Source organism: Leptospira biflexa serovar Patoc strain 'Patoc 1 (Paris)' (genome assembly GCF_000017685.1).
Classification (GTDB): Bacteria; Spirochaetota; Leptospiria; order Leptospirales; family Leptospiraceae; genus Leptospira_A; species Leptospira_A biflexa.
On record NC_010843.1, the window covers coordinates 123,645 to 147,736 of the forward strand.

Here is a 24,092-nt window from a genome sequence, read left to right on the forward strand (position 1 = left end):
TTTTGTCTCAAAAATCAAAAATTGTTTTTAATGTCCTTCGAATTCGCAAATTGAAAAAACATCAATCCCATAAGTGTCTTTGATCCGTTTTGCTCCACCTAAATCAGGTAAGTTGATGATCGTAGAACATTCATGGATTTGTCCTTTTAAATTTTGAATGAGTTTGATGGATGCTTCTAGGGTCCCACCAGTAGCAATCAAATCATCCATGATGAGAACTTTATCTCCAGGAACAATGGCATCTGTATGGATTTCAACATGGTCAACTCCATACTCCAATGCATAGGATTCAGAAATTGTATTCCCTGGTAATTTTCCTTTTTTGCGAATGGGAACAAATCCCACACCAAGTTGGAAGGCAAGTGCCGCGCCTGGTATGAATCCTCTGGCGTCAATGGCAGCAATTTTATTTAATTTTGCATTTTGGTATCGTTCTACAAACATCCCAATGGTCAATTGGAAACCCTCTGGGTCGATGAGAAGGGAAGTGATGTCGCGAAACAAAATCCCTGGTTTCGGGTAATCAGGAATGGTTCGAATCTTAGATTTAACAATGGACATAAATGGATGAAACCAAGGAAGACTAGGGTCTTGCAATAAAAAAAGGCCGGCAAACGCCGACCTTTCCATCATTCTACGGAATTGTAGATAGATTATCTCATTTGTTTGAGAGCAAGGATACGTTCTTCCAAAGCTGGGTGTGTCGCAAATAAAGATAAGAAACCACCTTTTTTGGAAGAGATCTTAAAGGAAGCAATGGCCTCTCCTCTTGGATCTTCTGGCATCTCAACCATTTGTCTGAGAGATTCGAGAGCGGAAATCATTGACTCCCTTCCCGCAAGTTTGGCACCACCCGCATCTGCTCGGAATTCTCTTTGGCGAGAAAAGTAAGCAACTGCCATCGATCCAAGGATGGAGAACACGATGTCAAGAGCAATGGTCACAACGATACGAACAATATGAGCCATTTCTTCTTTCACAGCATTGGCTGCCACATACGCAATGATACGAGAGATGAACATCGCAAATGAGTTCACAACACCTTGGATGAGGGTAAGTGTTACCATGTCACCATTGGCAACGTGCGATAATTCGTGTGCGAGAACACCTTCTAACTCTTGAGCGTTCATGCGGTTGAGTAATCCAGTGGAAACAGCAACAAGAGCGCTCGATTTGCTAGGTCCAGTTGCGAATGCATTCACTTCTGGAGATTCGTAAATCCCAACTTCTGGCATCGGAAGGTGAGCTCTTTGTGCTAATGATTGGACCCGTCTGTACACATCCATTTCGGGGGCAGAAGCTTGTTTGGGATCGATGACTTTGACTCCCATCGTCCACTTCGCCATCATTTTGGAAAGTAATAGGGAAATAAAAGACCCCGCCATACCCCACATTAAACAGAATACAATGAGCCTAGTTAGATCCAAACCATAGGCTCGGATGCTAAATCCCATCGACCCCAAAAGGGTAGTCACGATGGAAATCGTAGTCATAATTAATATATTGGTTAACAGGAAAAAACCGATTCGTTTGATCCAAGTCATAGGAAATTGTTCTCCTTACGGTTCGTAAGAACCTACAGTTTAGACTGAAAGTTTACGTTCTTTTGCAAAAGAATACAAGCAATTTAATGTTCTAAAGGATTCCCTTTTTCTTTTGGGGCAAGGAACTGGATGAACAAAAATAAGGTCGCAAGCGAACCATATGCAATTGGGAAATCCCAATTGGCAATATCCGTAAAACGATTTAAAATGGCATTCCCTTTCAGTTCGTATGCATGAATCCATCCAACCATTGACAGTACTGCCGCAATGATGGCCCAAACACTTGCTTTCAACCATTCGCGTTCTAAAATAAAAACAACCATCGCTGCCCATATCATGGAAGTGATGAGAAATCCTTGAGAGAGAGAAAGTACACCTCCCAAAGCATAGGGAAGGAATGGTAGGTGTTCGGGAATGTCAGAAAGGGAAAAATGAATTTCCTTATTTGCGCCTAATTCTTGCAATACGCCTTGTAACTTTCCATCCAAAAAGAAAAAAACGTTTTGAATGATGAGAACGGCCCATCCCGCAAATGCCGGGAGAAGTCCCACGACGACTGCTGGGGAATGGTGTTTCGGAATGGCTTGGAAGGCTTGGCTTGTGATGATGATCCCAATCCAAAGGACAATCGCCATTCCCGCTTCCACAGGAATGAGTGCTTGGATGAGGCCCATAAGTCCAAACAAACTCACGAGGGTCATAAAAACACCAGATAACATCGAATAACTGTGTTTGGCTCCTAAGGCTTTCCAACCAGGATGGCCAATATAAATTGTTGTGGGAAAGGGAGAACCAAAAGCCGTACCCGCCAAAGTTCCAATCCCATTCACAAGTAAGGAAGTTTTTGTATCAAAACTATCGCCAGAGGCTTCCGCAGATTCAATATTTTGTAAAGAACCAATCACATTGAAGATTCCCATGGGTAGTATAATGGAAAAGTATGCTTGTAAATTGGCATAAGTCAGTGTTTCGAAAAGAGAAGTCACAGAAAGTTGAGGGAAATAAAAACCGAGTGTTTCGAGTCCGTTTTGAATGCCACCTTCTTTATAAATTGGGTCCCCCCAAAAACTAGAAAGATATGAAAGTAAAACTCCTACAATAACAGATAAAAATCCTCCTGGGATTCCAAACGGGAACCGAACTTTTCCAAAATATTGTAAAAGAATGACACCTAGCGGAATAAAGGCGATCATAGGTCTTTCAAATGTGCGAAGTAAAAAATCCATCGATATAAAGGTGAGTGCAATGCCAGCCAGAGCGGAAAGTAATGCGGCTCTCGGTGTGTATTTTCTAATTTTGGCAGCAAGGAAAGACCCCAGAACTTCGATGAGTCCAGAAGCAAAGGATACAAGTAGACCCGCTTTCCATGCCTCTTTATAGTCGCCTGTCGCTTGGTAGGTGGGGAACATCACAAAAAAGATAAATGCAAAAAGGGAAACTGTGTTGATCCCATAAGGAATCGCAGTGACATCATTACGGTTGGTTCGTTGTCCCAGTTTCCATGCTTGCCAGGCGTAAAACACATTCCCTACGAGTAATGAAACAGCGGCTCCAGGTAACACAACAGAAGTGATAAAAACCAATGGAAAACCACACACTCCCATACAGAGAGCGGATAAAACTAAAAGTTGGATTAGGTTGTCGACCATGAGACCAAAAAATCCATCTAGGTCTCCGCGCGTGATGGTAAAAAATTTCATTCGTTTCGTTTCCCTCCAAAATCTACTCGAATGACATTCCCGTCACCAGTGACTTCTGGTTTTGGGAGTTTAGGTTTTGTTTGGGAATCATCAGGGTTAACATTTGTTTCCACTTGCAAGAAGCGGAGTTGGGAAGCAGAATTTTGGAATTTATCATAAATCCGAAACACAGCATCCCAAGGGATCATCGTAGGTTCCCATGCGGAACCAAATTGTAACTCTGCGAATAAATAATCAGGTTTACTATCCAAAACTTTGACTGCTTTGTCACCAAACACAAGTACGATGCCCGATTCTTTTTCGGCGTTTAATAGCCCTCGTTTCCCAATTTCCAATTTCGGATGGGGCATGACGTGGATGTAAAACACTCCAAATCGTTCCCAATACAAATTGAATAAATCTCTTTTGAACTCACGTAATGTTGTGATTTCTTCCTGCGTGAGGTTTTCGCTCATAAATTCCTTTTACCGTGTGATGTTTCCCATTCGATGTATTCATCGTGGACTTTGTATTCTGGTATGATATCTTTTAAGGCAGCAAAAATTTCTCTGTTTTTATTCGCTTTTGCTAATGAAAACAATCGATTCAATTTATTTTGAAAGAGTAATAAATTATAATGATCTAGAGGAGCTGCGATTCGAATTTTTGGATGGTGGGTTTTTTTGATTCCTTCTGCGTTTAACAAAAGTTCTTCGTATAATTTTTCACCGGGTCTAAGACCTGAAAATTCAATATTGATATCCTTATAAGGAGTGTATCCAGAAAGGCGAATCATTTCTTCAGCAAGAGAAAGGATACGAACAGGTTCTCCCATATCAAGTAAAAAGATTTCCCCATGTTCTCCCATGCTACCTGCCTGTAACACAAGTTGAGTGGCCTCAGGGATTGTCATAAAATAACGAATCACTTCTGGGTGGGTCACCGTGACTGGTCCACCTCGTTTGATTTGTTCTCTAAATCTTGGGATCACACTGCCATTGGATCCAAGTACATTCCCAAATCGAACTGTGATGAATTTGATTCTTGAATTTTGGGAGATATGTTGTAAGTAAATCTCGGCTGCACGTTTCGACGCACCCATCACATTCACTGGGTTGACTGCTTTGTCTGTCGAAATTAAAACAAAACGTTCCACACCAATGAGCCTACAAACATCTGCTACGTTTTTGGTACCCATCACGTTATTGAGAATTGCTTCGGATGGATTGATCTCCATCATCGGTACGTGTTTGTATGCAGCTGAGTGAAATACAACAGAGGGCCGATGTTCTTCAAAAACGGCAGAAATTCGTGATAAATTTTTTACGTCCGCGATTACGGGTCGAATATCGATGTTAAACTCGGAAAATTTTTTACGAAGTTCGTAATCAATTTCGTATAACGGAGTTTCGGCGGCATCTAATATCACAAGAACACTTGGTTTGAATAAGGCGACTTGTCTACAAATCTCTGATCCAATCGAACCACCTGCGCCAGTCACAAGGATCACTTTTTTTTCTAAATAAGAACGAATGGATTCAATTTCTAAATCTACTGTTGGTCTACCGAGCAAGTCTTCCACTTGTACTTCACGGAGCTGAGTGATATTTGGTTTTTCTGCCAAATACTCACCAAACGTAGGTAATATTTTAAAATCAACTCCAGCACCCTCACATTCCTTCATGAGTTTACTCACGACACGTCCATCAGGTTGTGGGACAGTCATGATGACTTTTTTGATACCGTATCGAAGTAAAACTTTACCAATTTCATCCGTGGAACCTAAAATCGGAATCCCTTGGATGTAGCCACCTTTTTTGGATACGTTATCATCTAGGAAACCAACTGGAAGGTAATCCAAGTCAACATTCCGCCTAATTTCTGTTAAAAAAGTGCTACCCAGTTTCCCCGCACCAACAAGTAGAATAGGTGTCCCTTTTCTGGTTCTATCGGAACTGAAAATTTGTTCTCGTAACATCCTCCAACTCAAACTTCGAAGGCACAAAAATCCAAGTAGGATCAAAGTATCGAGGATGGGAACCATACGAGAGAGTTGGTAAAATCGATTGTAAAATAGTAGGGCAAGCGTTGAGACTAAAGAAGAAAGAATGGTCGCTTTGATGATGGCTAAAAGGTCGTGTAAGGAAGCATAAGACCATAATGATCTGTAGATTCCAGAGAATAGAAAAACCGAACTTCTTGTGACCACAACGATGGTAGCGCAAAGCCAAAAATCAGGGTAATTGCTGAGGAACCCAATATTTTCAAAACGCACGAGGTGTGCGAGAAAATAGGACAAAAACATGAAGAGAATGTCTACAGGAAAAACCCAGTATCGTCTTGGGATCGATTTCATATCTGATAAATAAGGGTATTTGGAACAAAATTCCTTGTAAATACAGAATCTGTTCCGAAGAATAGAAAAGAGGAAAAACCTGTTTGAAATCACTTCTTTTCCGCCTGGCGGGAATCTTTTCCGCAGAAATTGGTTCGGAACTTTATTTGAAACTAAAGGAAGAAACCCATTCTCCTTCGCTTTTTTGCCTTGATTTTACTGAGGTTTCAGAAGTGACGGAAGTTGGTTGGGAATTCCTCAGAAAAATGGCAGAAAGGTGCAAAGAAACGGGATCCAAAGTCGCCGGATTTGGTCTCAAAACCCAAATCTCTGAGGAAGCACGTTCCCAAATGTCCTTTTTCCAGGAAGAATCGGAATGCATTCTATTTTTGGAATCATTTTATCTTGGAGAGGCTCCTGCTAATGAACAAATCCCCACTCCCTCGGCGGAAGGAAAAACCATCCACTGTCCCGAGTGCCAAACGTTACTCCGATTCAAACAAATGGGTGACCATCTTTGCCCAAAATGCCAAACAAAATTTTTTGTGAACTTAAAAGGTTGGGTCTCAACTTACGAACGTTTGTTGTGATTTAAATGTTTTGTTGGAACTGCTTCCCAAGGTTTATCAGGCCAAGGGTGTTTCGGATACCTTCCTTTTAATTCCTTTTTCACTTCATGATATCCAATATTCCAAAAACTCTCTAGGTCTTTTGTGATTTGGACTGGCCTTCTCGCTGGTGACAATAAATGGATTAAAATTTTTACTTTTCCTTTTGCCAAATTGGGTAACTGCTTTAGACCAAATAACTCTTGTAATTTGACATGTAACTCAGGTTCGTTGTTTGTATATTGGATTGGAATTTGAGAACCCGAAGGTACTTGGATGGAAGAGGGAGCTTCTTTTTGGATGAGGGATTGGTTTTCATAACCAACATACGCCTTAAATGCTTCCAAAAAAGGAAGATGAGACAAATTAAATTTTTGTGTTTCAAAGTTTAAAAACGGGAATAACCAATCTTTGGCATTTGATTTTAAGTGTTCGAATGAAACATTTAAATCTAAAACTCCATTCTGAACCAGAAACAATACTCGGTTGTAATAATGAATCAGATCCTCTTTTTTTTTCCATTCAGATTCCCAGTCCAAATCTAACAAATATCCTTCCAATGCCGTTTGTATCGAATGTGGATTTGGTTTGTGTAATTCTTTGGATCCTAAAACAAGTTCACCTATCGAACGTTCTTCTTTCACGATTAAAAAAGATTCTTCTTTTTGATTGGTCCGAATCTCAGGATTTTGTCGGATTTTGATTTGATTTTCGAGGCAATCTTCGATGAGGTCTAAGGAAACAGGTAGGTATTGTGTGATATAAAGAGTTTGTCCAAATGAAAATGTATCTAGAGCAATGAGAAATTCTGGTAGTTCCAACAAGTTTGAATTTAAGAATCCTATTTTCCCATTGGAAAGTTTGTATTCTTTTCCCTCTTTTTCCTTCCGTTTGGCGATCCGATCGGGAAAACCTAAGCAAATATAATGGTCGCGGTGAAATTGTTTTGTGTGAGTTCTATTTTCACTTTTATGTTTAAAAATGTTCATGATTTGTTCATAAACATTTTTTAATTCCAAAGAAAACTGATTGGGTGAAGCCGATTTGAAAAATTCTTTCGCTTCTGTTCCTTGGGATTCCTTTCCCAAAATGGAAATGATATCGGCAATGGAAGTTCCTTCGTGTTTTGGCAATCGAGATAGAATGCTTCCTAATCGAATTGGTACTGGATATTGTAGGGCGTTTTTCCCGAGCGAAGTCAATTGGTCATTCTCATCCAAACATCCCAATTGTTTCAGTCGTTCAATGGAAAGTAGCATGGAACCTTTGTTTGGTGGATCTAGGAAGGGTAATGAGTGGATCTCTTCTCCAAAAGATTTTACTTCTAAGACTAAGCGATCTAAATCACCTTCTAAAATTTCTGGTTTCGTGCGATCGTAAAAGCTTGATTCTTCTTCTTTTGACCAAAGCCTATAAACAAAACCTTTTCCTTCTCTTGCCGCACGACCTGCCCTCTGTTTGGCACTACTCAGGCTGATGCGATCCCTGACCAGGTGTGTGATTCCAGAATCGGCATCAAATACAGAATGTTTGAAAAAACCTGTGTCAAAAACAACACGAACACCTGGGATCGTAACGGAAGATTCTGCAATATTGGTGGATAAAATGATTTTCTTTTTACCTTTTGTATCAGGCAAAAATACCTTTTCCTGGTCAGATAAACTCATATCACCAAACAAAGGAAGTACGACAGAACTTTCGTGAACTGAAGGCATCGATTCCAATCGGTATTTTAAGTCCAAAATTTCTTTTTTCCCAGACAAAAATACCAAAATATCACCTTCCATTTGTTTTGTGGCCTTTGGGATTAAATCGAGGAGTCTGATCTGATTATTTTTTTTCGATTCCCCCATATAAAAAATCTCGAGTGGGTGGGTTTCCATACTGACTTGGATTGGTGGGTTTGGGATTCCTATTTTAGAAAAGTTTTGTCCTTCGAGGGTTGCTGACATGATGAGAATTTTTAGGTCGTTACGAAAGATTTCTTGTGACTTTCGTGCCAAGGCAAAACAGAGATCCGATTCCAATCGACGTTCATGGAATTCGTCAAAAATCAAGAGCCCATACTCCGAAAGTTCGGGATCTGAAAGTAAATACCGAGTCAAGATCCCATCTGTCAAAAATTCAATTTTGGTATTGTGATTGGTTTGAGAGTCAAAACGGACTCGGTATCCAATTGTGTTTCCTACGGGTTCCCCAATCGATTGGCTCATGCGTTTGGCTGCATTTTTAGCCGCGATCCGCCTGGGTTCTAGGATACAAATTTTTTTACCTTGTGCGATACCCGAATGTAATAGTTCCAAGGGTAGAGCTGTGGTTTTTCCGGAACCTGGCGGTGCATCCAAAATAGTGACAGGGTAGTTTTGAATGGAATCAACTATCTTTTGTAAGGCGGAAAGTACTGGGAATGTTTCGAAATCAGAGTTCACAATAGTAGATTCAAAAAACCTTCTATTTCCTATCTAAAAAAGCAAACAAAATGTATTTTTTTGAAAAAATCACAAGAATCGGGTTTCCTGATTCAATCGAATCGAATACTATTTCCTTGTGGATTTTCAGAAAAAACATTACCAACTCATTCAAAATTCCATTGAATATATGATCCAAAATTTTGAATCCCAACCCAATTTAGAAACTTTGTCAGGTTTGGCTGGACTGAGTCCTTCCCATTTCCAAAAATTATTTTTAACGTTTGTTGGGGTCTCACCCAAACAATTTTTATCTTCCATTACGATCATGCATGCTAAGCGAATCTTACCAAACACATCCATCCTAGATACTAGCTACCAATTGGGTTTGTCTGGGACAGGAAGGTTACACGATTTGTTCATCAAATTGGAAGCAATGACACCAGGTGTCTATAAAGCAGCGGGAGAAGGACTCACATTGTATTATGAATTTTTTCCAACCATTCTTGGTGAGATGGTTGTGGTTTCTTCTGGAATTGGGATCCAAAATTTACAATTTATCGACGAGACAAAAACCAAAGATCAAATTTTAGATCAAATCAAACGAGAATTCCCAAAAGCAATTTGGATGGAAGAAAAAAGTGGGCGTCATCTTCCAATGCAACAGTTTTTACAAACGTTTTCATTGCCAAAGGATCCGATTCAACTTTCCGTTTTAGGAACCCCTTTCCAAATCAAAGTTTGGCAATCTCTATTATCCATTCCTATTGGTGAAGTCACTACTTATGGCGAAATCGCCAAATCCATTGGCAAAACCAATGCCCAACGTGCTGTCGGAACAGCAATTGGAAAAAACCCCATTGCTGTTCTTGTTCCGTGCCACCGAGTGATCCAATCTTCCGGTTTGTTTGGTGGTTATCGGTGGGATCCGAAACGAAAACAGATGCTCATTGCTTGGGAGAAATCAAAACACCCTCCCAAACAAATTCATTTTGTTTAATGGGCAAGTAACCTTGTGTGAGAGACTAGAAAAAAACCAACGAGTAAAAAACATTGTGCAATGAGATAAGTGATCCATGGGACTTGGAATTCCCATTTTGGGTGTCTTTTGCCGTTGATCGTAGTTTCTCCCATCACAGCATCGGATAATAGGAAAAACAATGCTCCGATCACCAAATAAATCCATACTCCGCCATACAGCAGATAGGCGTTCACACATAAAGAGACAAAAAAACATAAGATCAGTCCATAAACAAAGGCAGATGCCATGACCCATTTGGATCGATCAGGGTTGTAAACACGGAAATAAAAAATCACTGCGGGGAGAATGATAAAAACAATTGTAATGATGATAGGTCTCATCCCCGTGAACAATTCTTCCCAACTGATGAGTTGGCGAAAGGCTAACAAAAAAAACACTTGTGCAATTGCAAAACTGAAAATGCCCCCAAGGACTGGATCTTTCAGGTATTTTTTTGCCAATGGGAACTGCAAATTGAACCAATCACCTAGTATAGAGAATGCGATTGCATACAATGGATAAGCAAACCTGGCATGCCCAATTTGGAATAACAACCAGGCAAATACTAGGACTTGGAAGGAAAACCCTAAATAAATCCCGCGTGAAACTTCCAATCGTTTGTTTGGGTTTTGTTCTTCACTGATGGTGAACCAATGGATCGAAAAAGCAGAAACGATGGCAAATGGAATGGCGGTGAGAATGAAATAATATACCATACTGGATTTTACCATGGGTCTTCCCGAAATGCAATCGTAAGTTTCGGAAGTAGTGGTTTCCTTTCCGATTCACTTCTAAAAGAAGCTCATATACCTAAATTTTTTGATGAGGAAGCTGACGTATGTTACTTTGATTCTCATTTTGAAAAAAAAATCTCATTTCTCAACCTTTCATTTTGTCTAAAATCCAGTGGTGATCCTTCGGTTAATTCTCTGCATCTTTCTTTTTTCATTCCTTAGCCATTGTACAAAAACAAGCCAATCCTACGAAGCTTGTGAACGTGCGGACTTGGATTATTTGGTTTGTTCGCTTGTGGTTTACCAATCTTATGCTTTTTGTGCCGAAACAGCAGCCAATGTGACTGGGAGTACAGAAGTAAAGGCAGCAGCCAAATTTCGTTGTGATGCCGAACGATTGGTCGGAACCTATTTATGCGACGACATCAAAAAAAAGAAATGTGGTACCAAATGATTCTTTGGTTACTCCAAATGTACGAAGTGATTTTTCGCCAGCGATAGAAGCGGAAATCCTTTCCTTTTCGCATACAAAATTTGAATCAATTGGAATTGGAAAGATTGGAGCGGATAGCGCGATCGTTTTAGGAATCCAATCAAAAATTTAAAAAACCTTTGCGAGGCGCCCACCAACACATAGACGCGTTAAACTGTAACCCATGTGAGTGATCGAATGTGTTACCGATGTGCCTTTCCATACAATGAGACATAATCTGCAAGTGACATAATACTAATTATGGGAAGTAACTTACTGCATCACGTAAGAATCTACTCGAAACACTAGTCGTTGCATCATCTTAAAATCTACTCCAAATTAGATAAGGAAACGATTCACTCATGTGCAGGTGATGTCCATGAAGCAATCGAAGATGGTGCGTTCTATGTTGGTTCAAGTCTTCAAAGAGAAGTACTTTTGGGCTTCGAAAAAAGAAAAAAGTCTCATACTCGACCAGTTCGTTGAAGCTACTGGATTCAATCGATCCTATGCCAGAACCGTTCTTAGAAAGAAAAAAGACAATCTCATCAAACTGAGACCGAGAAAGAAGCGTCTATCTAACTATGATGATGACGTCAGATTCTATTTAGAGAAGATCTGGGAGATCCTGGATAGAATTTGTGGGAAAAGACTCGTGATGGCATTGCCAGACGTTTTATCCAAACTTGAACAGTTCAAAGTATTTAAAATTGATAAAACAACCAAAGAAAAACTTCTCTCAATCAGCTCTGCCACTGTAGATCGGTTATTGAAACCTGCCAGGAAAAAACTTGGTCGCAAAGGCACTTCTACAACGAAGCAACCTAAATACCTAATTGATCGGATCCCAATCAAAACGTTCGGTGAATGGAAAAGTTCTCTACCTGGCTTTGTTCAAATCGATCTAGTAGCCCATAATGGTGGAAATGTATTTGGAGGATTTTATTCAACGCTTGCAGCAACTGATGTTTGTACGGGATGGACAGTTTGTATACTGGTGAAAGATAAAACTCAATTCCAGATGCTAAAAGCATTAATAAAACTGAAAAAAATATTACCCTTCCCACTTTTGGGAATCCATTCCGATAACGGTGCAGAATTTATTAATCAAACAATCTTAACGTATGCAGAAAGAAACGACATCCAATTCACTCGTGGAAGACCATATAAAAAGAATGATAACCCACATATTGAACAGAAGAATTACAGTGTTGTGAGAAGGAATACTGGATATTTGCGTATTGAAAATCAAAGCCAAGCAGATATTATCAGATCTCTTTACCAAGATTTAAATACTTACAATAATTACTTTTTACCAGTAATGATTCTAAAGGAGAAACATAGGATTGGTTCTAAAGCAATACGAAGGTATGACGAAGCAAAATCACCATACCGAAGGATACTGGCTAGAAAAGATATTTCGAAAACGATAAAAGCTTCTATGAAAAAGATTTACGAGAAGTTGAATATTTTCGAATTAAAGAATCAGGTCAATCATTGGCAAAATGAAATTGTGAAGATTGCTGCCCCTATTCGTAATCCAATAGACAAAGTGAAAGTTAGAAGGAAGAAAGGAATCGTTCATACAATTCCGAAATGGAGACGAGAAGTAAATTCAGATACAAAAAATCCATTCCTTGAAAGACAACGTGTTGAAGAAATGAGGCGAGCTGCAGAACAAGTTTGGGCAAAAAGAAAATAGCTTGGAATCTTTTTGCTCTCTGTTATATTTGGAGTAGATTTTTATTTGATTCACCACTTAACATTTCGAGTAGATAAAACAAGATTCAATACGAGTAACATATTGCGTCAAAATAGATAGTATCTGAAATCAAAATCATGCTTCCAAAGGAAAAGGATTCGAAGTAACATTCTACCTCTTTTTTTCGTGGCAATCGTTTGGACAGGATGCTCTCCGATCCAAACGAGAAAGGCACTCATAAGATTTACCTCAGGTAGCAATGGACAAACTAGTTTAAAAAATCGAAGCTTGTGACTTCTTCAATCTTACATGAGAGTTCGACCGAAGCATAGTTAGGAAGCGCTAACCCTAGGACATAAATATTTTTAACACAAGCATCGACGCCATCTCGCTTATAATACTTATCTGGATCGATTTCGGCTAGGACTGGAATTAATACGTCGTTTAATAAGGCAGACGAAGCCTCTGCGCCAGACGAATTGACACCAAGTGGAGCAAATTTGATCCCATCAATTCTTTTGGATGCTTGTAACAGCGACGCTTTTGCATCAGCACCTAAAATATTGTCATTGCTCAACCTAGCAAGCGTTGGTTGGTTACAATTTGTAACGAAAGTCAAACCTAAAAAGAGAATCCCAATCAAGAGTGATTTGTTTTTGTGTGTCATAACGGAAAGAGTTTAATCTATGAAAATAAGAGAAGTCAATCGGAAAGAGACTCTGCACTCCCAAGAGTGATAAAAATGATTCCTACGGAATTCGTTGCGAGAATGGATTGGAACCATTCTAATGGCTAGATTGAGTTGTCGTAAAGATGAACTTTTGTTTGTAATTTTTTGACAAGAATGAGTGCGGGTTGACGGGATTGCTCGTTTGTGTTAGGAGAGAAATCGGCAAAGCCCACAAGCCCACCTCCACCACCCGATTCAGGGCGGGGGCCGCCCTGGTGGATTGAATGCGACATAGAAAAATTATGTAGCTTTTTTGCCGCCTTCGTTCATCCTCTTTTGGATCACTTCGTTCAATACTTCTACCAATTCTTGGAACTCATCCCCTTTACGGATGCGAATGGTTTCGATAGGTTCACCTGAAGCCATCCTTTGTAGGGAACGTTTGATGCTAAAAACGGGTCCAGCCATCTTATGTGATTTGAAGATCGAAAAGACAGTGATTAAGAAGAGATAAAGAACTGACAAGGTCACAACCGCATCTTTTTGGATTTCGTATCGATCCAATTTGTGGTCATAGTCTGGAAGGTAAATCTCCCTTGGCACATATTTTTCTTTTGCTTCGCCAGGAGCGGCATCTTCATTTTCTACTTTCCAGTAGACGGTTTGGGCATCTTGGCGCAAACGAAAGACTGCTCCTCCATCATATTTCGATTGGTTCAACCAATACAAGGACAAGAGAGTCACAATCACTCCAGAAATAAACAGAAGGGAATAATGGGCTAAGAATTTTAATTGGAATTCTTTATCGATGAGATATCGGAATCGAAAGTTTTTTTTGTGATTCTCTGGCATAATTTCCTTTAAAATGGACTTACAGGTTCTCGGTAAAGAGCCTTTCAGAAAAAGGAAATCTTGTCAAAAAACTTCTGGATTTTAACGGATTTTTTCTGTTTCGAGGATGTTTTGAATGGGGATCTCAATTTGCCCATCAAGACCTTGGAAATGCAGATGGGTTTCGGTTTGTCCTAAGATGACTCCTCTCAGTTCTGTTCCATCTTCCAAACGCACCAATTCCAATCGAGAGTGTTCTTTGTAGAGTAAAGATTCCTTGGCAAGTACGGACTGAGTATAAAAAGCTTTTAGCTCTTTGTCTTCTTTGGGACTGACTTTTGAAGCCAACTCTGGGATGGACTCTCCAAGTTTAACAACGGCTTGTTGCTTGGAATTTAAGATTAAGTCGCCGAATGCGACGGTTCCCTCGCGAACAGCAACAGTTTCTACATTCCCATCGAACGATACACTAAATAACGTCCCACGAACTTGTGTCAGGTGCTCTCCTGCTTGGACAACGAATTCGCTATCCTTGGAAAGTTTGGAAACAGAAGCAAAAAGTTTCCCTTTTTTGACTGAAAATTTTTGGGAGAGTGATCCTTCATTTGTTTTCTGCAAGTTGTTGACAACAACTTCCGATTGGGAGCTGATGCGAATCCAAGATCCAGTTTCAAAATGTAAGTCAACCTGGGAATTTACTTCAGTTACAATGGAGTCACCCGAAGTGAGTTGGTATCGTTCGACGAGAGCAACTGGAGTGTTACTTCCAGAAGGGATGACAAAAACTTTACCTTTGATTTGGGAGACAGAGACGAGCAATGGTGAGGTGACCTCACGTTTTTCTTCCTTGACTGAGGCAGATGCCACTTCGATCGAAGTGCTTTCATTTGGTTTTTGAAGGAATACAAAGAGAAGACTTGCCGCAAGTGCAAATGTCGTCCCACCAACCGCAACGAGTCCAATCGGTCTACGAAAGAAGGAAACCACTTGGTGGGATTGTTTTGGTTTTCCTTGGAGATCAAAACGAATCGGTCGTCGGGATACCTCTTCCCAATTGGGGAAATCCAAGTTTTCTGTAACCTTGGATGGCTTTCGCAAAAGGGATTCCAATGCCTCGATGTGTTTTTGATCTTCTAATTCGCTCATTCGTATTAATCTGGAACCAGATTTTCCCTTTTTGCTATGGCCAAAACTTTTTCAGTGGCTTTGATGACAAGCCTTGACGCGGTGGAAACAGATACGCCTAAAACTTCTGCGATCTGAACGAGTTGGAACCCTTCTACGTTTTTTAATAATAAAGCAGACCGTTCCTCTTCGGAAAGTTCCCCGAGGAATGAATACAATCGATCTTCTAAGTCTTGGTATTCTGCCTTTGTTTCTAATTTGGGATTGTGGCTATGAAATTCGATCTCATCCGAGGCAATTTCCCGAGAGGTGGAAAACTTTTTGGCATAATTGATGGATAAATTGCGTGCGATGGTGTACAAAACCATGATGGACTTCTCTTCTGAGAGGCCAGCATTGCCATAATGTTTATGGAAACTTAAAAAGCTGTCTTGCATTAAATCCATGGCTGTGTCCGCATTTTGAGTGTATTTATAAAGGAAGTCAAAAATTCGTTTATGACTTCTTTCGTAGATTTGACTCATGGAGACTAAATTGTCGGACACAATCTTGTATGTGTTCGTAAAACCAAGTCTCTGACAAGTAAAATCCCATTCCTCTCTGTAAAAGAAAACAATTGGGAGGAGAACAATTCTCAGAAACTCGGTTTATTTTTCGCGCAAAAGGGCGTCATTCGCCGCATTTTTGTAAGCCCCGATCATAGTTGGGTAATTGAAAATATGTTCGGTGAAATACTCAATGGGAGCTTTTAGGTTCACAACACACTGCCCAAGGGCAATGAGCTCTGTTGCTTTATCCGAAATGATATGGACTCCCAAAACTCTCCTTGTCTGTTTATCGAATAAAATCTTTAATAATCCCACTTGGTCTCCACTGATTTGAGCCCTTGTGATGGTATCAAACTTGGCAAGACCCACTCCGTATGGAACTCCCCTTTTTTTGAGTGCTTCTTCAGTGGGTCCAATCGTTGCAATTTCTGGTAACGTATAAATCCCAATTGGGAATTCTTCCGCATCAACAGGGACCGAAGGCAAACCAAACATGTGTTTTGCGACATAAGCGCCTTGGTACATAGACACAGATGCTAAGCTTGGGAATCCAATGACATCCCCACAGGCGTAAATATTGGGGATATTCGTTTGGTAATTTTCATTCACTTGGATTTGTTTACGATCATTGGGTAGGATCCCGACTGCCTCTAAACCCAAATTGTCTACATTTCCTAAGCGACCTCTTGAAATGAGTACTTGATTGACTGTTATCACCTCACCCTTGTTTGTTGTGAGTTGGAATCCTGTTTCTTCAGAGATTTTTTGATAACTGGTGATGGATGAATCCACATGGATTTGGATCCCAGCATTTTGCATGATGCGAGTCATTTCATTCGAAATGTCTTCATCTAAGAATCCGAGGATGCGACTTTGTGAATCGAATAAATGTACCTTCACACCAATATGGGCAAAAATCGTAGCATATTCAGAACCTATGATCCCAGCTCCAATGACGGCAAGAGTTCTTGGCATTTTTTTCATCGCAAACAATCCATCACTATCGTAAACTAATCCTTCTTCGAAGGGGATGTTTTCGTTTGTGGGACGCCTTGGGCTACTGCCTGTTGCAATGAGTATGTTTTCAGTTTCGTACACTTTTTTTCTGCCAGCTGAGTCTGTGACTTCTACTTGGTTTTTGTCGATGATTTTCCCCCAACCAGTGAGTGTTGTGACTCGGTTTTGGATCATTTGTTCTCTTGTGACATCTTCTTCTTTTTCAATGACAGTTCCGGCACGGAACATCAGCTCTTGTAATGTCAGTTGGGCTGTCTGAGGAGACTGCAATCCATGGAGGTTGGAAAGTTTTAGATTTCGGTAGAACCGACTGGTTTCTTGTAAGGATTTGGAAGGGATTGTCCCCCAGTGGACGCAACCCCCGCCTAAATAGGGATCTTTTTCTATGATAGCAGCTTTTTTGCCGAGTTTACTTGCCTGAATGGCGGCTTTTTGAGCGGCAGGACCGCCCCCGATAGCAATTAAATCAAATCGATTGATGGACATTGGATAAAAGAACGCTACCGATAAAGTGAAAAATAGCAAGCAAAAATGAATCTTCGGTCTCCATTGTGCCAGTTTGGTTTGCCATCTCCACCTAACAATATTAAAGACGGATCACAAAAAATCTTGCAATATCAATTTGTGATTTTAGCATTCAGTCAAGCATATGGAATTTTTAAAAATGATTCAGTCAGGATTATTATCCCTTTGGAAAATCCTATCAGAAGGGATTCGCGCAAAACTTGCCTGGTTTACAGGCACTTTGATTGCATTCACCATTTTGCTTCTGTCCATCATCACGGTCCGCCAACAGACTGCCATCCTCTCCGAAAGTTACGAAAAACAAGCTGCTGTTTCAAAAAACTTCATTGCAGGGCTTGTGATGGAGATTGAATCCATCTCTCAAAATTTAATCCGCATTGAAGAATTCAAATCACGGATTGAAAAACAGCAGGAAGAATTAAAAAAATACCAAACAAAAAAACTGGTGACCAAGAAAAAAACAGTTTCGGTGTTTGGATTCAAAACCAATTTGTTTGGATCCCTCGGGACATCTCGGGTATTTAAGAAATTTGATACATTTTTTTCAGTTTACCTCACAAAAGATGATGTAGCCATTTTGGAGAGAGAAATCCGAGAACAATTGAAAGATGCCTCGAATCGTAACATCAGCGAAAGGGAATGGAATTCTTTGGAGGGTCTTGCGTCTGCTTATGTTAAAAATGAGGAAAAATATTTAGAAATCATCAAACAACCCACCCCCGAAGAAGCGGAAGCAAAAGCGAAATGGGAATTGGATATCAAAAACATCAAAAAAGAAATGCGCAATCATAAATCCAAACTGGATTTGTTCATTGCTAAGTTCTATGCTGAATCCAAAAAAAGAAAATTGGAAGAGTTAGGACTTGATACACAATTATTCCGGATCCAAACGTTCCCAATTTCTGCGATGATCCAAGGGGAAACTTCCATTGCATCCTTTGACACTCAAATCATCGACAATACTTCCCCTTTAGCTAAAATCGAACACTTTGATCAAATGGAAAGTAGTCTTGTCGATTCTTTCCAAAAACTATCAGATGATATCACAACGGTTGATGAAGGCGAAAAACAATATGTTTTTGAATGGCAGGATAGAGAAATCCAAGCACTCCACTCCCCCTTATTTCGTCACCAAAATTCAACAAGACGAGCTTTTAACTTAATTGGAATCAAATCAAAGTTAGGCGACTACAGAGAAGTAATCAAAGAAGATTACCGCATAACAAATGAACTCACACAATTGATCCCAAAACTGAGAGAAAGGATTCAGATTTTAAAAAACGCAAAGCCACCCATCCCTCCCGCAAAAGACAAACTTTTCACAAGTTATTACAAATCGTATCAGAAACTGATCTCTGGAAGGGAAAAAATATATGATGAAGTGTCCTTGCGGTATCCGATTCCTAAAGAACTCGAAGAAAAAATAGAATCCTTACGAAGTATCCGAGATGTCACTTTAGAAGATTGGATCTTATTAAAGTTCAAAACAGACCCTCTAGAATACGAAAAATACTACCAAGATCCAGAAGCAAGAGAAGAACATCGAAACCGTTGGAAGGCAATTCGAAAATGGATTGTTTCTGCAGAACAAGAAACTCCACCAAAAGAGTTAAAAAAACTTTTCCCTGATGGAAGTTTTGGGCATTCCCGAAGCGAATCTGAAGAAATCATGTGGAAGTTAGATGGTGTGCATTTGTTGGAATCAGAAAATGTTCCGCTTATGGTGTTACATGATAATTTCTCAGGTCTCATCAGAACTCTGGTAGACCGAACAGATGGAATCCGGGCAATCAAAGACAATCGAAACCAGATTGTTTTTACAGCGATAACGATTTGTCTTGTGGCGATCATTTTCGCGATTTTTATCTCAGGGGTGGTTGTCCAAAAGATACGAAAGATCATTCGCAGTGCAGAGGATGTTGGCCAAGGGAATTTACATGTGCATTTTGATGATGGTGGAAACGATGAATTTGGTAACCTAACAGTTGCTCTAAACCAAATGGTGTCCGGTTTAAAAGAAAGGGAAAAGATGCGAGGGGTTCTCGGAAGTATGGTGGACCCAGTTGTCGTTGGGGAAGCATTAAAGGATTTAGAAAAATTGAAACGAGGGAGTGAAAAAGTCATCACAGCTTTTTTCTCTGACATTGCAGGTTTTAGTACCATTTCAGAAAAACTCAATTCAAAAGAACTCGCCGACTTACTCAACGAATACCTTTCTGCCATGACACTGATCTTAAAACAACACGATGGAGTTTTGGATAAATACATTGGTGATGCCATCGTAGGGATCTTCAATGCTCCGCTTGATGTTGAAAACCATTGTTTGAAAGCAGTCTCTGCCAGTGTGGAAATGAGAGACCGATTAGAAGTCTTAAAAAAAGAATGGATTCAAAAAAATTCCTATATCCCTGAAGCCCATCAGATGACTTTCCGAATTGGATTAAACTTGGGTTATGCGAAAGTGGGTTTTATGGGAACTGATGCCCTCGCCTCCTACACTATGATGGGTGATACAGTAAATCTTGCCGCAAGATTAGAAGCTGCAGGAAAAGATTATGGGGTATGTATTTTAGTCTCTGAGTTTGTACATGATGAAATCAAAGATCATTTTTTCACAAGAAAACTGGATACAGTCCGGGTGAAAGGAAAATCAAAACCAGTGACACTCTTTGAAGTCAGATGTAAAAAAGGTGAGGAAACCGAAGAAGAGAAAAAATTTACGAATGCATACGAAACAGCCCTATTTTCCTACTTCAATCGTAAGTTTTCCGAAGCCAAATTGTTGTTCGAGAATTTGTACAGATCTTCGAAAGATGAGGCATGCAAACTCCTTTTGGATCGTTGCCAATACTATCTAGAATCTCCCCCGGAATTGGATTGGGATGGTTCGTTTACAAGGACAAAAAAGTAGGAAATCCGCTATTTATTCTGTTAAACTAGATAAAATATCCAATAAACCGTATAACTTCCTTGCATTTAGGAGGCCTCTTTCAATATTGGAAAGTAATTGAACCATTTAGGAGAGACTTCCATGGCATTACGACTCGGCGATGAAGCACCCAATTTCCAAGCAGATACATCAGAAGGAAAAATTGACTTCCATGAATATTTAGGACAAAGTTGGGGGATTTTATTTTCTCACCCAAAAGATTATACACCAGTATGTACGACTGAGTTAGGTTATGTGGCAAAAATCAAACCTGAGTTTGAAAAAAGAAATGTGAAGGTAATTGCACTTTCCGTTGACCCAGTGGATAGCCACAAAGGTTGGATTTCTGATATCAACGAAACCCAAAACACAAATGTCAACTATCCGATCATAGCGGATGCTGACAAAAAAGTATCCAATCTTTATGACATGATCCATCCAAATGCAAGTGAAACCACAACGGTGAGATCTGTATTTGTGATTGGTCCTGATAAAAAAGTGAAACTGACATTGACTTACCCTGCATCCACAGGTAGAAATTTTGATGAATTACTGCGAGTGATCGATTCATTGCAACTCACATCTCAATTCAGTGTCGCAACGCCAGCAAATTGGAAAGATGGAGAAGATACAATCATCGTACCTTCTGTTTCCGATGATGATGCAAAGAAAAAATTCCCAAAAGGTTTTCGAACCATCAAACCTTATTTACGATACACACCACAACCAAATAAATAGTGGAAAACTGGCGGGGTTTTTCCCCGCCTTTCTGGAAAATACAATGCACATTCATTTAAAACGAATAGAATCCCCATTTGTCCTCGAAGCAACAAACGAGTCTGGAAATTCGATTAAAATCGATGCTTCCCCTGAGATCGGTGGTAAAAATTCTGGTCCAAGGCCGATGGAACTACTCATCATGGGTCTTGCTGGTTGCAGTAGCATTGATGTTTTGATGATCTTAAACAAACATCGCATTGAAGTGAAAGACTATTCTGTGGATGTGGAAGCAGATCGAGAAAAAGTTGGGGATGCAAATCTATTTAAAAACATCCATATGAAGTTTTTTATCAAAGGGGATTTTCAAGAAACCCAAGTGAAACGTGCCATTGATTTGAGTTTGGAAAAGTATTGTTCTGTTGCCAAAACCTTAGAAAAAACGGCGAAAATCACTTACGAATTTGTATTGGTTCCTTAATGTTATTCTTCTAGAAGAAGTAAACTAGATCAAAGAACCAAACAATCATGAATAGTATCGTCACGATTCATGAGACAATCAATCGTGACGAGTTTCTAAACCTTATCTCTTATTTTAATTCATTTAAATCCCAATTGTAATCAGTGTAAATGATTTTGGCATCTGGTTTGATCGTGTCATCAAATCCGTCTTGGACAAATTGGATCAAAGTTGTCTTTTTTGTAAAATCGGTTTGGAACCAATTGAATATTTTACTTAAGTACAAAGTGTTCGTAGTTTTGTCATAAGAATTTTTTTTAGGATTTTTTAAGAAACCAAGTTTTGCAGATTGTAGTTGTTTTTCTAAATTGGTTGGGATGTATGCTTCTGATTGTAAATTGGGACAACCAATGGATGCACAAACAATCGCAAAGTGAATTCTTGGTTCAAGAAAATCCTTTCTTAATTTTTCATGTTCGATCCAGTCCAGATGTCTAAATTTTCCAAGTAGACTAAAAAATTCTTTTTTCCATGGAATCCCTCGAGCCAAATTGATTTTGGAAATGGGAGAACCAATATCCGTAATGCTATCGATTGGGTAGTGGTCTATGATGAGTTTGACAGTAAATGCATTATAAGCATTGATTAAAAAACTCATCTTTTCTTTGTCGGAAAAGGATTGGTATTGGCTTTCGGTAACTTTTGTTAGGCCTTCTAAATACCCATTTAAAGTGGTGGCATCAGAGACAAATCCCTTATAGGAAACAAGTCCATTTTTTACATGTTTTTTAAGTAATTGGTCCCAAACACTATGTTTGTGATCAAAGTTCTGTGCAAACAAAGTTTGGGACAAACCCAAAACCAAAAAGAGGGTAAATAAATGTTTCATAACGACCATCCAGTACTTAGACAGAACCGACTCCAAGATGACGGCTCAATTTTTGTAGAGCCAAAAAACAATTATAACAAACTGTTTAGATAGCGACTGATCCCTTGGACCACGGGTGCCGGGATCTCGTGCCCACCACCAAATGAGATGAATTCACCAAGTAACCCAGAATTTCGAAGTAATTTTTCTAGTTTTTTCGCGCTCGCATAACCTAAAATTGGATCATATTCACCATGAGATTGGAAAAAACGAAGATTTGATTTTTTAGGAGCCAATTCTTTCCAAAGGGATTCGTTGACGAGTGCCCCGGAAAGTATCATCAGACCTTTAGGCGTAAGCTCATTTCGAAGGGTGATATCTGTGGCAAGCATGGCACCTTGCGAAAAACCACCAAGAATCAATTGGTTCCAAGGGACACCAAGCGCATCTAACATCAAATAGGTGGATGCCCTTGCGATATCCATTCCTTCTGGGTCTTTGTCGGCGAAATTGCGAAAATCGTTTTTTGCAATCGCTTCCTCTAAAGCGGCCATGTCAATTGGGAACCACGCTCTTCCAGAATAACCCGGCATGAGTGGAATACTCAAATGGCCATGTGGGAATACCCAATTGAACTTTTGGTCTGTAACAAGAACTTCATGGATTGGAAACAAATCAAAAGCACTTGCTCCATACCCGTGGAATAAAACAACAGTTGGAGCATCAGGATCTCCTTTGACACGTAATACTTTTAAGGGGCCTAAGGATTCTAAATCATTTTCATCATCTAACATATCTTATCCGAATAAGGAGGGCTGGTCTCCTTTTATTTCTTTTTCATAAAAATTGGTGACAGACAATCCCAAAAGTCGAATTTTTTTGGGAGGATCAAAATTATCCTTCCACACATTTGCCAACAAGTTCGAGGATTGTTGGAAAAGGTTGTCTGCCAAGAAGAAAACGGAATCAGAAGTGATTGATTTTTGTTTTACTGTAAAATCTTCAAACTTAACTTTGAGTGTGAGCGTTTTCCCTTTTTTATTTTTTTTCAACATTCTTCCTTCGAGTTCTTTTGCGAGAGTTTCCAATGTCAGTAAAAAATAGGAAAAATCTTCTGAATCATGTGTAAATGTCGTTTCAACACCAATTGACTTCGGGTCACGAAATGGAATGACTTCCCGATCATCGATCCCTCTTGCCATTCGGTAAAAGACAGAACCCATTTTTCCAAATTCTTTCAAAAGGAAAGACTCATCAGCCAAACGTAAATCCTTTCCTTTGGAAAAACCCAAATGTTGGAATTTTTCATATGTTTTTTTCCCGATTCCAAAGAACTGATAGAGAGGGAGTTCATCTAAAAAAGATAATTCTTCTCCCGGCAAAACCACATAAAGTCCGTTTGGTTTATTTTTCTCAGATGCCATTTTCGCCAAAAACTTGTTTGTCGCTACACCAGCCGAACATGTGAGTCCCGTTCCTTCCCAAATTTTTTTTCTAATTTCTTTGGCGATCGTACTTGCTAATGGTAAATTCGGTTTATTCGTTGTTACATCTAAATAAGCTTCATCCAAAGACAATGGTTCCACTAAATCAGTGTATTCCAAAAAAATTCTGCGAATCTCTTTTGATACGGATTTATAAACTTCAAACCTTGGCGGTGTGAAAATAGCATCGGGACAAAGTTTATAAGCTTGGTAACAAGATATGGCAGATCGGATCCCAAATTTTCTCGCTTCATAACTTGCAGCACACACCACTCCTCTAGAATGCGGAGAACCACCAACGACGACAGGTTTCCCTCGCATTTCCGGGAAATCACGTTGTTCGACTGATGCATAAAATGCATCCATATCTATGTGGATAATTTTTCTCATTTGAAATTAGAAATTGTATTCGTTA

The 24,092-nt window shown here is 39.6% G+C and carries 22 protein-coding genes; 7 read left to right on the top strand and 15 right to left on the bottom strand.

The annotated features are described in order from the left end of the window. Positions 1-27 precede the first annotated feature (27 nt). The 5 genes from LEPBI_RS17705 to LEPBI_RS17725 form a co-directional block, all read right to left on the bottom strand. Positions 28-561 carry an adenine phosphoribosyltransferase gene (locus LEPBI_RS17705; RefSeq protein WP_012476835.1) on the bottom strand — a complete coding sequence of 178 codons (534 nt, stop codon included), beginning with the start codon at positions 559-561 and terminating at the stop codon, positions 28-30. A 92-nt stretch (positions 562-653) separates the two neighbouring features. Then, positions 654-1,544 carry a protease HtpX gene (htpX, locus tag LEPBI_RS17710; protein WP_012476602.1) on the bottom strand — a complete coding sequence of 297 codons (891 nt, stop codon included), beginning with the start codon at positions 1,542-1,544 and terminating at the stop codon, positions 654-656. An 83-nt stretch (positions 1,545-1,627) separates the two neighbouring features. Beyond that, on the bottom strand, positions 1,628-3,244 hold the full coding sequence (locus tag LEPBI_RS17715; RefSeq protein WP_012476603.1) for a permease: 1,617 nt from the start codon (positions 3,242-3,244) through the stop codon (positions 1,628-1,630). Continuing rightward, complete coding sequence (locus LEPBI_RS17720) at positions 3,241-3,699, bottom strand: ClpXP protease specificity-enhancing factor SspB (RefSeq protein WP_012476604.1); 459 nt, start codon at positions 3,697-3,699, stop codon at positions 3,241-3,243. The genes LEPBI_RS17715 and LEPBI_RS17720 overlap by 4 nt, the downstream gene beginning before the upstream one ends. Further along, on the bottom strand, positions 3,696-5,579 hold the full coding sequence (locus tag LEPBI_RS17725; RefSeq protein WP_012476836.1) for a polysaccharide biosynthesis protein: 1,884 nt from the start codon (positions 5,577-5,579) through the stop codon (positions 3,696-3,698). Before LEPBI_RS17725 ends, LEPBI_RS17720 begins: the two co-directional genes overlap by 4 nt. A gap of 83 nt (positions 5,580-5,662) precedes the next feature. On the opposite strand from LEPBI_RS17725, the gene LEPBI_RS17730 reads away from it, so the two are divergent. Continuing rightward, positions 5,663-6,148, top strand: coding sequence for a hypothetical protein (locus LEPBI_RS17730; protein ID WP_012476606.1), 486 nt, complete (start codon positions 5,663-5,665; stop codon positions 6,146-6,148). On the opposite strand, the gene hrpB is transcribed toward LEPBI_RS17730, so the two are convergent. Next, positions 6,130-8,595: an ATP-dependent helicase HrpB gene (gene hrpB, locus LEPBI_RS17735; RefSeq protein WP_012476607.1), complete on the bottom strand. Its 2,466-nt coding sequence runs from the start codon at positions 8,593-8,595 to the stop codon at positions 6,130-6,132. The genes LEPBI_RS17730 and hrpB overlap by 19 nt on opposite strands. A 118-nt stretch (positions 8,596-8,713) precedes the next feature. On the opposite strand from hrpB, the gene LEPBI_RS17740 reads away from it, so the two are divergent. Next, positions 8,714-9,574, top strand: a complete 861-nt coding sequence (locus tag LEPBI_RS17740; protein ID WP_012476608.1) for a methylated-DNA--[protein]-cysteine S-methyltransferase — start codon at positions 8,714-8,716, stop codon at positions 9,572-9,574. Here the strand turns inward: LEPBI_RS17740 and LEPBI_RS17745 are convergent. Continuing rightward, positions 9,571-10,326, bottom strand: coding sequence for a lysoplasmalogenase family protein (locus LEPBI_RS17745; RefSeq protein WP_012476609.1), 756 nt, complete (start codon positions 10,324-10,326; stop codon positions 9,571-9,573). The genes LEPBI_RS17740 and LEPBI_RS17745 overlap by 4 nt on opposite strands. Positions 10,327-10,504: 178 nt before the next feature. Here LEPBI_RS17745 and LEPBI_RS17750 point away from each other — a divergent pair, with 178 nt between their 5' ends. After that, positions 10,505-10,783, top strand: coding sequence for a hypothetical protein (locus tag LEPBI_RS17750; RefSeq protein ID WP_226992972.1), 279 nt, complete (start codon positions 10,505-10,507; stop codon positions 10,781-10,783). A 391-nt stretch (positions 10,784-11,174) separates the two neighbouring features. Next, positions 11,175-12,503, top strand: coding sequence for an ISNCY-like element ISLbi1 family transposase (locus tag LEPBI_RS17755; RefSeq protein WP_012476087.1), 1,329 nt, complete (start codon positions 11,175-11,177; stop codon positions 12,501-12,503). Between the two features lie 268 nt (positions 12,504-12,771). Here the strand turns inward: LEPBI_RS17755 and LEPBI_RS17760 are convergent, their stop codons facing one another. From LEPBI_RS17760 to sthA, 5 genes are all read right to left on the bottom strand, one after another. Beyond that, positions 12,772-13,170 carry a TIGR04452 family lipoprotein gene (locus LEPBI_RS17760; RefSeq protein WP_012476837.1) on the bottom strand — a complete coding sequence of 133 codons (399 nt, stop codon included), beginning with the start codon at positions 13,168-13,170 and terminating at the stop codon, positions 12,772-12,774. 303 nt (positions 13,171-13,473) lie between these two features. Continuing rightward, positions 13,474-14,025, bottom strand: a complete 552-nt coding sequence (locus tag LEPBI_RS17765; protein WP_012476614.1) for a hypothetical protein — start codon at positions 14,023-14,025, stop codon at positions 13,474-13,476. An 81-nt stretch (positions 14,026-14,106) separates the two neighbouring features. Next, positions 14,107-15,150 carry a FecR domain-containing protein gene (locus LEPBI_RS17770; RefSeq protein WP_012476615.1) on the bottom strand — a complete coding sequence of 348 codons (1,044 nt, stop codon included), beginning with the start codon at positions 15,148-15,150 and terminating at the stop codon, positions 14,107-14,109. A 5-nt stretch (positions 15,151-15,155) separates the two neighbouring features. Beyond that, complete coding sequence (locus LEPBI_RS17775; protein WP_012476616.1) at positions 15,156-15,674, bottom strand: RNA polymerase sigma factor; 519 nt, start codon at positions 15,672-15,674, stop codon at positions 15,156-15,158. Positions 15,675-15,776: 102 nt separating this feature from the next. Continuing rightward, positions 15,777-17,180, bottom strand: coding sequence for a Si-specific NAD(P)(+) transhydrogenase (gene sthA / locus LEPBI_RS17780; RefSeq protein WP_012476838.1), 1,404 nt, complete (start codon positions 17,178-17,180; stop codon positions 15,777-15,779). Between the two features lie 178 nt (positions 17,181-17,358). Between sthA and LEPBI_RS17785 the strand changes: the two genes are divergently transcribed. From LEPBI_RS17785 to LEPBI_RS17795, 3 genes are all read left to right on the top strand, one after another. Next, positions 17,359-20,130 (top strand): adenylate/guanylate cyclase domain-containing protein, encoded by a 2,772-nt coding sequence (locus tag LEPBI_RS17785; protein ID WP_012476618.1) that lies wholly within the window; start codon positions 17,359-17,361, stop codon positions 20,128-20,130. Between the two features lie 96 nt (positions 20,131-20,226). Beyond that, a complete protein-coding gene (locus LEPBI_RS17790; RefSeq protein WP_012476619.1) occupies positions 20,227-20,886 on the top strand; it encodes a peroxiredoxin in 660 nt (219 codons plus the stop codon). Between the two features lie 43 nt (positions 20,887-20,929). Beyond that, positions 20,930-21,346 carry an OsmC family protein gene (locus LEPBI_RS17795; RefSeq protein ID WP_012476620.1) on the top strand — a complete coding sequence of 139 codons (417 nt, stop codon included), beginning with the start codon at positions 20,930-20,932 and terminating at the stop codon, positions 21,344-21,346. Between the two features lie 109 nt (positions 21,347-21,455). Here the strand turns inward: LEPBI_RS17795 and LEPBI_RS17800 are convergent, their stop codons facing one another. The 3 genes from LEPBI_RS17800 to dinB all read right to left on the bottom strand — a co-directional run bounded on the left by LEPBI_RS17800 (position 21,456) and on the right by dinB (position 24,067). Continuing rightward, a complete protein-coding gene (locus LEPBI_RS17800) occupies positions 21,456-22,214 on the bottom strand; it encodes a DUF547 domain-containing protein (RefSeq protein WP_012476839.1) in 759 nt (252 codons plus the stop codon). A 71-nt stretch (positions 22,215-22,285) separates the two neighbouring features. Then, complete coding sequence (locus LEPBI_RS17805) at positions 22,286-22,987, bottom strand: alpha/beta hydrolase (protein WP_012476622.1); 702 nt, start codon at positions 22,985-22,987, stop codon at positions 22,286-22,288. A gap of 3 nt (positions 22,988-22,990) precedes the next feature. After that, a complete protein-coding gene (gene dinB, locus LEPBI_RS17810) occupies positions 22,991-24,067 on the bottom strand; it encodes a DNA polymerase IV (RefSeq protein ID WP_012476623.1) in 1,077 nt (358 codons plus the stop codon). Positions 24,068-24,092 lie beyond the last annotated feature (25 nt).

Bases quoted from the DNA above. Each gene is read 5' to 3' on its own strand.
- LEPBI_RS17765 (WP_012476614.1), bottom strand. From the start codon at position 14,025: ATGCCAGAGAATCACAAAAAAAACTTTCGATTCCGATATCTCATCGAT.
- dinB (WP_012476623.1), bottom strand. From the start codon at position 24,067: ATGAGAAAAATTATCCACATAGATATGGATGCATTTTATGCATCAGTC.
- LEPBI_RS17805 (WP_012476622.1), bottom strand. From the start codon at position 22,987: ATGTTAGATGATGAAAATGATTTAGAATCCTTAGGCCCCTTAAAAGTA.
- LEPBI_RS17725 (WP_012476836.1), bottom strand. From the start codon at position 5,579: ATGAAATCGATCCCAAGACGATACTGGGTTTTTCCTGTAGACATTCTC.
- LEPBI_RS17745 (WP_012476609.1), bottom strand. From the start codon at position 10,326: ATGGTAAAATCCAGTATGGTATATTATTTCATTCTCACCGCCATTCCA.
- LEPBI_RS17715 (WP_012476603.1), bottom strand. From the start codon at position 3,244: ATGAAATTTTTTACCATCACGCGCGGAGACCTAGATGGATTTTTTGGT.
- LEPBI_RS17800 (WP_012476839.1), bottom strand. From the start codon at position 22,214: ATGAAACATTTATTTACCCTCTTTTTGGTTTTGGGTTTGTCCCAAACT.
- htpX (WP_012476602.1), bottom strand. From the start codon at position 1,544: ATGACTTGGATCAAACGAATCGGTTTTTTCCTGTTAACCAATATATTA.
- LEPBI_RS17760 (WP_012476837.1), bottom strand. From the start codon at position 13,170: ATGACACACAAAAACAAATCACTCTTGATTGGGATTCTCTTTTTAGGT.
- LEPBI_RS17785 (WP_012476618.1), top strand. From the start codon at position 17,359: ATGATTCAGTCAGGATTATTATCCCTTTGGAAAATCCTATCAGAAGGG.
- LEPBI_RS17705 (WP_012476835.1), bottom strand. From the start codon at position 561: ATGTCCATTGTTAAATCTAAGATTCGAACCATTCCTGATTACCCGAAA.
- LEPBI_RS17795 (WP_012476620.1), top strand. From the start codon at position 20,930: ATGCACATTCATTTAAAACGAATAGAATCCCCATTTGTCCTCGAAGCA.
- LEPBI_RS17720 (WP_012476604.1), bottom strand. From the start codon at position 3,699: ATGAGCGAAAACCTCACGCAGGAAGAAATCACAACATTACGTGAGTTC.
- LEPBI_RS17770 (WP_012476615.1), bottom strand. From the start codon at position 15,150: ATGAGCGAATTAGAAGATCAAAAACACATCGAGGCATTGGAATCCCTT.
- sthA (WP_012476838.1), bottom strand. From the start codon at position 17,180: ATGTCCATCAATCGATTTGATTTAATTGCTATCGGGGGCGGTCCTGCC.
- LEPBI_RS17755 (WP_012476087.1), top strand. From the start codon at position 11,175: ATGTCCATGAAGCAATCGAAGATGGTGCGTTCTATGTTGGTTCAAGTC.